This window comes from Bacteroides sp. A1C1 (genome assembly GCF_004328515.1).
Classification (GTDB): Bacteria; Bacteroidota; Bacteroidia; order Bacteroidales; family Bacteroidaceae; genus Bacteroides; species Bacteroides uniformis.
In genome coordinates this window covers 3,723,173-3,735,974 of sequence record NZ_CP036491.1, presented here as the reverse complement: position 1 = coordinate 3,735,974, position 12,802 = coordinate 3,723,173, and the positions used below count along the sequence as shown (strand labels likewise).

At 46.1% G+C, this 12,802-nt stretch carries 10 protein-coding genes; 4 read left to right on the top strand and 6 right to left on the bottom strand.

The features are described from left to right. Positions 1–23 precede the first annotated feature (23 nt). Positions 24–1,394, bottom strand: a complete 1,371-nt coding sequence (locus EYA81_RS15310) for a hypothetical protein (RefSeq protein WP_117600936.1) — start codon at positions 1,392–1,394, stop codon at positions 24–26. Between the two features lie 281 nt (positions 1,395–1,675). Between EYA81_RS15310 and prmA the strand changes: the two genes are divergently transcribed. Further along, the gene (prmA, locus tag EYA81_RS15300) at positions 1,676–2,518 is read left to right on the top strand and encodes a 50S ribosomal protein L11 methyltransferase (RefSeq protein WP_117600937.1); all 843 of its coding nucleotides are present in this window, start codon (positions 1,676–1,678) and stop codon (positions 2,516–2,518) included. A gap of 54 nt (positions 2,519–2,572) precedes the next feature. Here the strand turns inward: prmA and EYA81_RS15295 are convergent, their stop codons facing one another. Both EYA81_RS15295 and EYA81_RS15290 read right to left on the bottom strand, forming a co-directional pair. Then, the gene (locus tag EYA81_RS15295; RefSeq protein ID WP_165491395.1) at positions 2,573–3,445 is read right to left on the bottom strand and encodes a glycoside hydrolase family 25 protein; all 873 of its coding nucleotides are present in this window, start codon (positions 3,443–3,445) and stop codon (positions 2,573–2,575) included. Positions 3,446–3,514: 69 nt separating this feature from the next. Beyond that, positions 3,515–5,161: a diphosphate--fructose-6-phosphate 1-phosphotransferase gene (locus EYA81_RS15290; RefSeq protein ID WP_117600938.1), complete on the bottom strand. Its 1,647-nt coding sequence runs from the start codon at positions 5,159–5,161 to the stop codon at positions 3,515–3,517. A 307-nt stretch (positions 5,162–5,468) separates the two neighbouring features. Between EYA81_RS15290 and EYA81_RS15285 the strand changes: the two genes are divergently transcribed. Both EYA81_RS15285 and EYA81_RS15280 read left to right on the top strand, forming a co-directional pair. Next, positions 5,469–5,774, top strand: coding sequence for an RNA-binding protein (locus EYA81_RS15285; RefSeq protein WP_117600939.1), 306 nt, complete (start codon positions 5,469–5,471; stop codon positions 5,772–5,774). A 79-nt stretch (positions 5,775–5,853) separates the two neighbouring features. Then, positions 5,854–6,360, top strand: a complete 507-nt coding sequence (locus EYA81_RS15280) for a cold shock domain-containing protein (protein WP_117600940.1) — start codon at positions 5,854–5,856, stop codon at positions 6,358–6,360. 81 nt (positions 6,361–6,441) lie between these two features. On the opposite strand, the gene EYA81_RS15275 is transcribed toward EYA81_RS15280, so the two are convergent. The 3 genes from EYA81_RS15275 to EYA81_RS15265 are packed head-to-tail and all read right to left on the bottom strand — an operon-like array spanning position 6,442 to position 12,228. After that, a complete protein-coding gene (locus tag EYA81_RS15275; RefSeq protein WP_117600941.1) occupies positions 6,442–7,818 on the bottom strand; it encodes an efflux transporter outer membrane subunit in 1,377 nt (458 codons plus the stop codon). Between the two features lie 17 nt (positions 7,819–7,835). Next, positions 7,836–10,946: an efflux RND transporter permease subunit gene (locus EYA81_RS15270; RefSeq protein WP_117600942.1), complete on the bottom strand. Its 3,111-nt coding sequence runs from the start codon at positions 10,944–10,946 to the stop codon at positions 7,836–7,838. Between the two features lie 7 nt (positions 10,947–10,953). Continuing rightward, complete coding sequence (locus EYA81_RS15265; protein WP_117600943.1) at positions 10,954–12,228, bottom strand: efflux RND transporter periplasmic adaptor subunit; 1,275 nt, start codon at positions 12,226–12,228, stop codon at positions 10,954–10,956. A gap of 303 nt (positions 12,229–12,531) precedes the next feature. On the opposite strand from EYA81_RS15265, the gene EYA81_RS15260 reads away from it, so the two are divergent. After that, positions 12,532–12,801, top strand: coding sequence for a hypothetical protein (locus EYA81_RS15260; RefSeq protein ID WP_117600944.1), 270 nt, complete (start codon positions 12,532–12,534; stop codon positions 12,799–12,801). Position 12,802: the final 1 nt, after the last annotated feature.

The following is a 12,802-nucleotide window of genomic DNA, read 5'->3' as shown; positions in this document are numbered from 1 at the left end:
TTTAGAATTAATCAGTAAGTTCTTTATCTCCTTCTGGAACTTCCACCACTTGAACGAGAAGATCCTCCACCAGTTGAATAACTTCCACCCGAAGAACGAGAGCCACCTCCAGAAGAAAAGCTGGAAGAGGAACGACTATTACTGCCACTATTATTATAAGAACGACTACTGCGATTATTATTGAAATTACTACGTACAGGAGCAGTACTTGAGCCACGATTATAAGTTGCCGAGCTACGGGTAGTACTTCGCGAAGATGTCCCTACCGAGGAACGACCGCCTGCTGTAGAAGTATTACGTCGCACTCCCTCTACAGTAGAACGACTACTACCATAAGAACTACTACGTGTACTACTTGGGCGAGTATAAGTAGAGCGTCTACTCGTAGCGGCATCCGAACGCGTAGCACTGGAGCGAGTAGCGCTGGAACGTGTAGCAGCAGATGACCTTGTCCCTACTACTCTGCGATTAGTGTCGGTACTTCCACGTCTAACTTGTCCCGTTGCAGCAGCCCCACTGCGACGCACTGTTTGCCCACCATTCACATAAGAAGAACGTCTAGTTGTTGTACTTCCTCCATAGGCAGAGACCCTATTTCCACGAGAACTTCCAAATGAACGTCTATTGGTATATGCATTTCCCCAATGACCACCGCCTCCATGATACCATCCAGGATAATAGTGGTGGTGGTAATGATGATGGTGTCCCCACCAACCACCGCCGTACCAGCCGCCCCAGCTGAAACTCCAACTCGGACCGTACCAGCTGTTCCATCCCCAGCCATAGTAAGGATAGCCGCCCCAACCATAAGAGTTATAGCGCCAGTCCCACCACAAACGATTGGTAAATGTCGGGAAAGCGTATGCATACAGACCATCGGTGTACACGTTCCAATCCCAGGAATTCAAACCATAGACCACATCCCAATACAGTGGGCTGCTGATGCTGATGGCATAACGGGGATTGCGGAAACGGATAATACGGGTAGCATACTCGTAATCATCCTGCGAACCCTCGAACTCACCGTTCACCCATTCGCCGTCCAGGCCGTCATCTTCTTTTTCATTGATGTAAAGGGTATCGTTCTCCATCACGAAATCATTGTCGCGGGAATCGTAACGACGGTTATATTCGTCCACATTGCGGATTTTCCCCTTACGGTCTTTTACTACAACAGTAGTGCTTCCCGGCGATGAATAAATAGTGGTCGGCGCATTCGACTTTACTACAATCTCTTCTACGGGAGCAGCTACTTTCTTCTCCCGCTTCACTTCTTCTTTTTTCTCTTCCTTATTCTTGGAAGGAGTGTAGTACAGGTCGTCATCTATACTTTGTGCCACCAGTGTCCATGGGAGGCACAAGGCAAAAAGCGATAAAAAAACAATCTTTTTCATATTAGTTTGGTTTATGGATTTTACGTTTATCTATTTCTTCACGTCACAAAGATAACGCCGGATTTTATCCCATACAGCAGATTTTCCCCAAAGATTTATAGGGAATTCCCTAAATACCCTATCATTCAATAAATCAAAGGCCCTGCCGGATAAAAAAAGAGCACGTCCGTTTTATTCTACCCCCGGTTTGCATTATCTTTGCAAAAAGATAAACAAATATACGCAGAAACAGGTTTGCTTCTAAGAATCATATTCTGTATTTAACAAACAATCATATTCCGATGAAATATTTAGAATTTACATTCCGCACCGTTCCGTGTACAGAAATAGTCAACGATGTGCTTTCCGGCGTCTTGGGTGAAGCCGGCTTTGAAAGTTTTGTCGAGCAGACCGACGGCATCACCGCTTACATACAGAAAGAACTTTATAGCGAAACCGCCCTCAAAGAGGCACTTGCCGACTTTCCCCTGCCCGACACACAAATAGAATACAGTTATGTGGAAGCCGAAGATAAAGACTGGAACGAAGAATGGGAAAAGAACTTCTTCCAGCCCATCGTCATCGGAGACCGCTGTGTCATCCACAGCACTTTCCACAATGATGTTCCCCAGGCTGAATATGACATCGTCATCAATCCGCAGATGGCATTCGGCACGGGACACCACGAGACCACCAGCCTCATCATCGGCGAACTGCTGGACAGTGACCTGCAAGGCAAATCACTGCTCGATATGGGTTGCGGAACTTCCATCCTTGCCATATTGGCACGCATGCGTGGAGCCTCTCCTTGTACAGCTATCGATATAGATGAATGGTGCGTGCGCAACTCCCTCGAAAATATAGAATTGAATGGAGTGGATAACATTGCCGTATCCCAAGGTGATGCCTCCTCTCTGGAAAGCAAAGGTCCGTTTGATATGGTTATCGCCAACATCAACCGCAATATCCTCCTGGCAGATATGAAGCACTACATAGCCCGCATGAATCCCGGTGCGGAGCTGTTGATGAGCGGTTTCTACATAGATGACATTCCCGTCATCCGCGAAGAAGCCGAACGCAACGGGCTGCACTTTGTCCACCACCGTGAGAAGAACCGATGGGCAGCGGTGAAATTCCAGAAATAATAAAGGTCTATACTAAGAAGCTAAAGGTCAATATCAGGAAGCTAAAGTTGACCTTTAGCGCTCTATACAAGGAGTTTTCAACGTAAGCTCCAAAAGTTCCTCCATTGTACCATTAAAGACGTTCAAATCCACCTCTTCTTCGATACCGGGCACAGTGCCTACATCCGTGTGCTGCCAAAAGTGCCACTTGCCCTCATAGCGCACGGAATCTACATAATAATGAGCTATCCAATAAGGATAAGCATTGAAAATGGAATCGCTGAGATAGCGTTTCTTGAATTTATAGGAAGTATAAAGAATAGGCTTTACGCCGTAATGCGCCTCTACCCTATCCAGCCAAGTCTTGACCGCCGTTTTAAGTTCCTGCGGTGACTGCTTGCCGGTAGTCTCCACATCGAGTACGGGAGGCAGGTCTCCCCTTGCCAGCTGCACGGTACGGATAAAGAAATCGGCTTGCTTGTGGGCATCGGTCTTAGGGATAAAATAATGATAGGCACCACGGATAAAACCGTATTTACGCGCCTGGCCGAAGTTCTGCGTAAACGTATCATCACCATGGTCGCCACCCTCGGTAGCTTTCAGAAAAATAAAATGGATAGGAAATTTGGCTTCTCTATTATGTGTCAGGAGTTCCCAGTCTATCTCTCCCTGATAATGGGATATGTCTATGCCATGCACCTCATAGTTGCAAGGCATACATACACCGTAACCTTTCTGGCCATAACAAGGCTTCCAGCGATAAGCATAAGGACGAATGAAAAACCAGTAAAAGCCGGTAGAAAAAACAAGAATGATACAGACCGCCAAAAGATTGCGCAACCATACGGGCATGGTACGCGGCTGCGTTTTCTTCTTGCTCCGCGGAGAGGAAGAACGACGTGCGGCAGTAGTTTTACGCCGGGTATTTGTGGAGGTCTTGGTTGCCATGAGTAAATGAAAAGAAAGGGCGGAATGAACCGCCCCTCCGTTTTATTGTCAACTTGTTGATGCGTCAACTTATTTAGCCTGCTCCAGCTGCAAAGTTTTCGTAGCCTGGTCGCAAACTTCTGTCGGACCGAAGTACTGGATAGGACCCGGATAAACATAGTCTGTTTCCATAGCCCAACGGTCGCGCTGAGCCGCGAATGCCTTGAACGGAGCACCGTCCAGCTTCACCAGAGCCTTCTGGATAACCGGCTTCATTTCACCGTGGCGACGTTCCATGTTCATCATCATAGTGATGGGCACACCGCCTGCAATCCATTCTTCGGCAGGAGCAGTCGTGTTGCGTACAGAAGACATGTAACCGGTCTTTCCGTTAGCAATCAATGCAGATGCTGCATAACCCAAAGAGTAGCAGTAGTCAGCGTCGAAGTTAGACGGAGCAGCGCAACGTCCTTCGTAACCGAAGAAGTGGTGCTGTGCAGCAAACTTGCCTACGAACTTGCCCTCTTCTTTCCACTGAGCCAGCTTAGTGCCAACCATTTCGGACAGCAACTTTTCTGTTTCAATCAGAGATACCTGTACGTTTCCGTGCGGGTCGCGGTCCAAAGACAACTGGCGAGCCACGCCTTCGGGCAAGCTTGCGTAGATGGCAGCATTCTCCGGAGAGAGTTTACGAATGATATAATCGCGTTGGTGAGATTTCTTAATTTGAGCAAACTCTTCTGCATTGGCAGCAAGGAAGTCGTTCAACTCAGCAATCAGACGCTTCATGGCCGGGATGAATTCAACCAATCCTTCGGGGATAAGAACCGTACCGAAGTTGTTACCCTGAGCTGCACGTTCGGCAACGACCTTGGCAATGTTGGTCACAATATCGTCCAAAGACATATCCTTCGCTTCAACCTCTTCAGAGATGATACACATATTGGGCTGTACCTGCAATGCACATTCCAAAGCAATATGAGAAGCAGAACGTCCCATCAACTTGATAAAGTGCCAGTATTTACGGGCAGAGTTACAGTCACGTTGGATGTTGCCGATTACTTCAGAGTAAGTCTTGCAAGCTGTATCGAAACCGAAAGAAGTTTCAATCATATCATTCTTCAAGTCACCGTCGATGGTCTTGGGACAACCGATTACCTGCACACCATAATTCTTGGCAGCATAGTATTCAGCCAGTACGCAAGCATTGGTGTTGGAGTCATCGCCACCGATGATTACCAGTGCCTTGATGCCGAGTTCCTTCAGGATTTCATAACCTTTCTCAAACTGTTCTTCCTTTTCCAGCTTTGTACGGCCCGAACCTATGATGTCAAAACCACCCGTATTGCGGTATTCATCAATGATGTCAGCAGTCAGTTCCATATAATTATGGTCAACCAAGCCGCCAGGACCCAGAATAAAGCCATACAATTTGCTGTCTTTGTTCAGCTTCTTGATACCGTCGAAAATACCGGAAATCACATTGTGGCCGCCGGGAGCCTGTCCACCGGAAAGGATAACACCCACGTTCATTGCGGGGAAGTCAACCGCCTCATCGGTAGTTTCAAACTTAATCAAAGGCATTCCGTACGTGTTGGGGAACAATTTCTTGATTTCTTCCTGGTCAGCAACAGACTGAGTAGCTGCGCCTTCTGCAGCCTTAACAGTTCCTTTCAGCGCTTTCGGAAGTTTGGGCTGATAGGCAGCCCTTGCAATTTGCAATGCACTTTTAGTCATTTCTCTTAATTATTTAAAGGTGTTAGTAAAGTTCCGTTTAAAAGCGTCGCAAATTTCGCTTTTTTTCGTAAGATATGCAAACGAGAAGCCGAAATAATGTATAAAATGACATTTATCGTTTTTTATCCTAAAATAAAAAGGAGAAGAAAGCAATTAACTGATTTATTGTGTTATCTTTGTCGCAAAGTTTGAGTTACGAGTCGTTATCGCATTGTTCTTCTTTTAATATACATCTATTATTAGGCGGTCTCTTCCATAATTATTCTCCATACTCCAATTTAATAATTACAATTAATTAAAATTTCAAATGAACATTTACATTTCAGGTTTAAATTTCAGCACAACAGACGCTGACTTAAACGATTTATTTTCAGAGTACGGAGAAGTTTCTTCTGCAAGAATCATTACAGACAGAGAAACAAGAAGATCCAGAGGTTTCGGTTTCGTAGAAATGCCGGACGATACAGCAGGCCAAAAAGCCATTGACGAATTGAACGGTGCTGAATTTGACCACAAACAAATCTCGGTAAACGTGGCACGCCCCAGAGAAGAAAGACCTTCCAATGGCGGCAATCGCGACAGAAGAGGCGGTTACAACTCTAGAAGATATTAATATTCTTAACTACTGACAGAAGCAGGAGGTGTTGTAGCAATGCCCCCTGCTTTTTTTATAACTAAAAAAATAAAAATACATGGCCAAATCCATCTCCGCAGACAAGCGTGAAAATGAGAAGAAAAGACTCGCCCGACGGGCTGAAAAACAGAAAAAGAAAGAAGAAAAAAAGCTATCCAACAAAGCGAGCAGCTTTGAAGATATGATTGCCTATGTTGACGAAAACGGCATGATAACCTCTACTCCTCCGGCAGAAAACACTCCTAAAGAAGAAATAAAGCTGGAAGAAATCGTCATATCAACTCCCAAAAAAGACAAGGAAGAACCGGTCATCCGCAGAGGACGTATCGAATTTTTCAATGAATCGAAAGGCTTCGGCTTCATCAAGGACTTATCCGGAGTCGAAAAATACTTTTTTCACATTAATAATGTGCTGACAGATATAACAAAAGGCAATATTGTGACGTTCGACCTTGAACGTGGCCTTAAAGGCATGAATGCCGTAAACGTAGCTCTTGAAGTAGAAAAGGCAAAGAAAAAGAAAGAAGACAAGGAGACTCTAAATACAGAATCCCAGATGAAATAAGCCAATTATAGAAAAAGGGCGTGTATGTACCGAAATATTTGATAGTATATACACGCCCTTACAGTTTTCTTTAATCACACGTCATTCGGTTTGCCAGCCGCCCCCCAATGCCTTATAGACATTTACCATGGCAATAAGTTCGTCGCGGATGGCATTGCTTACCCCTATTTGGGCATCAAAATAACCACGCTGGGCGTCGAGCACATCCATATAATTGATGACGCCGTTGATGTATTGCAACTGTGCCAAATCCACATATCCCTTGGCAGAGCGTTCAAGTTTGGCACGCAGTTGGTAGACCTCCTTTATCTTATTGAAATCCACAATGGCATTCTTCGCTTCCTTAAAAGCATTCAGCACAGTCTTTTCATAACTATGCACTTCGGCTTCAAAAGAAGCCTTCTGCGCTTTCAGTGCAGCACGGTTCTTTCCCCAACCGAAAAGCGGTGCCAAGACCGCCCCATTCAATAAGGAATAGGGGGATTCCAGAAAATTGGACAACACATCACTTTCCAATCCAAATTGTCCGGTCAGGGCCAGACGGGGGAACATATTGGTATAAGCAACTTTCACTTTGGCATGTTCAGCCTTCAACTGCTGCTCTGCCGCACGGACATCGGGGCGACGTTCCAACAAATCCGAAGGCAGACCTACCGGTAAGGACTCCGGCACATCCAATTCCTGCAGAAAATTGACACGCTTGATACGGGTAGGAAATTCCCCCACAAGGAAAGAGATATCATTTTCTTTCAGAGAGATACGGCGCTCCAAATCCGGAACAAGCGTAGCCGTACGGGCTAACTCCACTTGAGCCTGCTGATAAGAGGTCTCCGAGGTCAGCCCGCCTTCAAAACGAATACGGGCCAAGCGCACTCCCTCTTCGCGCGCCTTTTGTGTCTGGCGTACAATCTCCAGTTCCGTATCAAGGGCTACCAGCTCATAATACGCCTGCGCCACTTCCGCAACGATAGTCATGCGCAACGCACGCTGCGCCTCCACACTTTGCAGATATTCGGCCACAGCAGCCACCTTCTTCCATCTCAAGTTTCCCCAAAGGTCCAGTTCCCAAGAGAGCAATGCCTTGGCTTCGTAAGAATTGCCTACATCACGGCTATGACCACCGTAATTCTCCACCTCACGCTCAGCCTCCACTTTTCCGGTGAGCTGCGGCAGAAGGTTGGCAACACTGATACGTTTTTGAGCAGCCATCTCCTTGACACGGGAAGCTGCGATCAGCATGTCTTTGTTATATTCCAGAGCACGATCTATCAAACCACGCAGCGTGCTGTCCGTATAAACCGCCTGCCACTGTTCATCGGCTATGCTCATGCTATCCTGCTGCTGTGCCAGGCTATCTGGCAATGCCATCTCCGGACGCACATAGCTCTTGCCCACCTTGCATGAGGTAAGGGCAAACATACTCAGCAACAAAATAATATATATGTTCTTTCTTTTCATAAATGTTGTCTTTAAAATCAGTCTTTCTTAATCTTATGCTGCACTTTTGCTTTTGTCTTGTATACCAGGACAAAGAAGAACGGTACAAGCACAATACCGAATACAATGGCAAATATCATTCCGAAGAAAACACCCGTACCGATGGCCTGACGGCTTGCCGAGCCAGGTCCGCTTGCCAATACCATAGGAAGCATTCCCAATACAAAAGCGAGGGAAGTCATCAGAATAGGGCGGAAACGGAGTTGGGCAGCATGGATGGCAGACTGTATCAAGTCTCCTCCCTTGTCGACCTGCACCTTGGCAAACTCCACAATCAAAATGGCATTCTTTGCCGCAAGTCCCACCAGCATCACCAAGCCAATCTGAAAATAAATATCATTCTCCAATCCGCATATCACAACGCCCAGATAGGCACCCAAAGCGGCAACCGGCAGTGAAAGCAATACAGCGATAGGCACCGTCCAACTTTCATATTGCGCAGCCAAAAAGAGGAATACGAAAAGGAATACCAGCGTAAGCACAAGGCCCGTCTGTCCTCCCGCTTTCTTTTCCTGATAGGAAAGGCCACTCCACTCCAGACCAATATTGTCTGGCAAGTGGTCACGCGCAATCTGCTCCATAATCTCCATTGCCTGACCGGAACTGTAACCTTGTGCCGCAGAACCGCGGATGACGGCAGTAGTAAACATATTGAAACGCTTGATACTGCCCGGACCGGTGGTATAAGAGGCATTTCCCAAGGAAGTAAGCGGCACCATCGCTCCGTCCTTTGCCTTTACAAAGAACAAGTTGATATTATCCTTATGCTCACGATAAGGAGCCTCAGCCTGAATATACACCTTATATATACGGTTGAACATATTGAAGTCATTCACATATACAGAACCGGTATAAGCCTTCATGGTAGAGAATACATCCGCCAGGGGCACACCCAGCATTTTCACCTTATCACGGTCCACATCAAAATAAAGCTGCGGTATTTCAGACTGCAAGGATGATGAAAGCCCCGTCAGCTCCTTATGTTTCTGGGCATAATACATCAGTGTATCTGCTGCCTGCACCAGGTTGTCAAACGTTGCTTCTCCACGCGCCTCAAGCTGCATTTCGAAACCTCCCGAAGTACCCAATCCCGGAATGACCGGAGGCGTGGAAAGATAAACCCTGCATTCGGGATATTCCTTCAAATCCTTCTCCACATTCTCCATTATCTTATCGATGGAAATTCCCTTACGTTCTTCCCACGGTTTCAGGATAACCGTCAGCTCACTGCGCGCCTGGTTACTACCCACACGGGGACTGCTACCTGTCACGTTCTGCACATAGGCCACATAGGGATTCTTCTCCAAGTATTGCACAGCACGATCCGTCACCACACGGGTTCGCTCCAAAGTAGCACCTTCCGGCAACTCCAACTCTATCTTAAAATAGCCCTGGTCTTCTACCGGCAGGAAGCTGGTAGGCACCAACCGGTGGATAATGAAAATAGCAACCAGTACCAGCCCGAACGCACTCATTAAGCGGCGGGGATTCTTGATGACCCGATTAATGACAGCCACATATTTGTGATTGCCCAAGTTCAGCCATTCATTGATTTTGCGGAAAACTATGTTCTTTTTCTTTCCATTGTCGGGTTTCAATATGAGCGAGCACATGACGGGACTAAGTGTCAGGGCCACTACCGTAGAAAGCAACACAGAAACGGCGATAGTAATGGTAAACTGACGGTATAACTGTCCGGTGATTCCACTCAAGAAACTTACCGGTACAAATACGGCACAGAGCACCAATGATGTAGCAATCAAGGCACTTGCCAATCCATTCATCGCCTTTTTGGTAGCTTCATACGGGCTCAATTTCTCCGTCTCCATAAGATGCTCTACGTTCTCCACCACCACAATGGCATCATCCACCACAATACCGATAGCGAGAATCAATCCAAGCAAAGTCAGTATGTTCAGAGAGAAACCGAAAATAAGCATGAAACCGAAGGTACCAATCAGGGAAATAGGTACCGCAACAATCGGTATCACCGTCGCACGCCAACTTTGCAAGGAAAGAAATACGACCAGTACCACCAGAATCAGCGCTTCGAACAACGTCTTGTATACCTCGTGAATGGATTCGGAAATATAAGTCGTCATGTCGAAGGGAATCTCATAACTCATCCCCTCAGGGAAATTTGCACTGATTTCCTCCATAGCAGCCTTCACGTTTTTTGCAACTTCCATTGCATTGGCCCCGGGAAGCATATAAATACCGAGAACAGCAGCATTCTCACCGTTGATTCCACTCTCCGTACTATATGAAGATGCTTCCAATGAAACACGAGCCACATCGCGCAGACGAATAATGGAACCGTTGGCATTGGCACGGACCACAATATCCTCAAACTGCTTTACCGAACTTAAGCGTCCCTGGGTAGTGATAGGGATAGTAATGTCGAGCCCATTCACCGGCTGTTGTCCCAAAACACCCGCAGCAGACTCACGGTTCTGGTCCTTCAGGGCATTCTGCAAATCCTGCACCGTCAGTCCGAAGTTGGCAAGTTTGTCGGGCAACGCCCATATCTGCATGGCATAGTAGCGACTGCCAATGTTGGAAACACGTCCAACACCGGGGATACGGCGCAACAAGTCGAGTACATTGATAGTAGCAAAGTTACTCAAATAAATTTCGTCGAACTTCGGGTCACTGGAAGTCAGACAGATGGTCATCAACTGGCTGGGAGCCTGCTTTTCCACAGAAATACCGTTTTGAATCACTTCGGCCGGCAAACGGCTCTCCGCCAGTTTCACACGATTCTGTATTTCTACGGCAGCCAAATCCGGATCGGCAGACACGTCGAAAGTGACCGTAGCCGAAAATCCTCCAGAATTGGAACTGTTGGACTCCATATATAGCATACCGGGAGTACCGTTTATCTCCTGCTCGATAGGGGTTGCCACCGCCTGCGAAACAGTCAATGCACTAGCTCCCGGATAGGAAGCACTGATTTTCACTACTGGAGGCGTTATCTGTGGATATTGGTCTACCGGCAGCATGGTCAGGCCAATGATACCGACAATTACAATCACAATCGATATCACCGCCGAGAATACCGGGCGGTCTATAAAGAAACTTACTTTCATAACATCATTACTTTGAAGGGTTGTTGTCCTTTGATTTATTCTCAGTCGGAGTAGTCTGCTTCGTTTCGGAAACAACCTGCTTGTTCAGAGAATCACTCGTCTGTTCTTCCTCCTTTTTAGGAACGGCAACCTGGGCACGTACTTTCATACCCGGAGTCAGCTTGTGGAAACCTTCCGTCACAATTTGTTCTCCGGCAGCCAGACCACGTTCAACCACCCAATTGTTGCCAAATTCAGGTCCCAACTCAATGAAACGCTTTTCAACCGTAGAGTCCCGGCGCATCACAAAAATATATGCACCACCTTTCTCAATGGTAACTGCCTTTTGAGGAACGGCGACAGCACCCTCACGTACATCCAGCAACAGCTTCACCTTTGTAAACTGCCCCGGCAACAACACTCTGTCAGGATTCGGCATTTCTGCACGTACGGAGAATGTTCCCGTCTGCGGGTCCACCTGAGGTTCGGCAAAGTCCACATACCCCTTATAAGGATAAATAGTATTATCCGCCAAAGTAATCGTAATGTTCGGCTGCCAGGAACGCGTCGAGTCCTGACGCCCTATATCGATATTCCGTTCCTTGCTTTTCAGGTAATCCAATGCCGTCATACTGAAGTCTACCAGAACTGTATCGCTTTTCACAATCGTAGCCAGCAAGGACTTGCCTCCCGGTCCGACCAATGTTCCCAAATCCACATTTCTTTCACTGATATGTCCCGATAGCGGAGAACGGACCAATGTATACCCCAATTCCAATTCAGCTTGATCCAAATCGGCCTGGCTCATCGCTACCGAGGCCTCTGCAGTCTCATAAGCAGCCTGGGCATTGTCTAAATCCAGCTGGCTGGCAGCGTTCTGCGCATAAAGGGGGCGGATACGCTCCAAATCACGTTTTGCCTTCAATGCCTGCGCTTCATCCTTCTTTAACTGTGCACGGACTTTGTCAGCCTTTGCCCTATACTGGTCCTGGTTTATTACAAAAAGCACCTGGTTCTTGGTGACATATGTTCCTTCTGCAAAAAGCATATTCTCCAAATACCCTTCCACACGCGCACGTACCTCTACAAACTGCTGGGCACGAATACGTCCCACGTACTCACCATATATCTCTACATCTCCTTTTTCTGCAGATTCTACGATTACGGTAGGAGCTTCCGGTTCAACCTTCTTAGGCCAAGTCAGAATAAAATAACCAGCCAACAATACCGTCATGCAGGCAACCATCATCAGTAGCCTCTTCTTCTTCAGCTTTAATTCTTTTTTCGTAAAAAACTGTTTCATGCTTGTTTGTCTATTAAATTTAACCCTATTTCCTTCTATCAAAGCAAATTCGATGCCAATCCACCACTATCTTATCCGTTACATCTAATAAGCTATATATCAGACAGAAGATAAGATAGTAATTCTTTATTCATGGGGGCATCTTCCATTTTACCTTGTGGAATACATCCACAGTTTGTAGAATTATTCCACAAAAGTAATAAATTAAAAACACATAAAAACCCTTTTTTCCTCTACACTAACAAAGAAAAACATTATCTTTACCGAAAATAACTCAGATTATTCATTTTAAACGTAAAGATTATGGCAAGTAGAAAAGAACTAAAAAAGAATATAAACTATATTGCGGGTGAATTATTCACAGAGTGTCTTGTAAATAGCTTATATGTACCTGGAACAGACAAACAAAAAGCCGATACACTGATGGCTGAAATTCTAAAAATGCAAGATGAATTCATAAGCCGCATCAGCCATACCGAACCAGGAAATGTAAAAGGTTTCTACAAAAAACTTCGTACTGACTTCAATGCAAAAGTAGACGAGATTATTAATGCAATGGGCAAACTGAAATAAG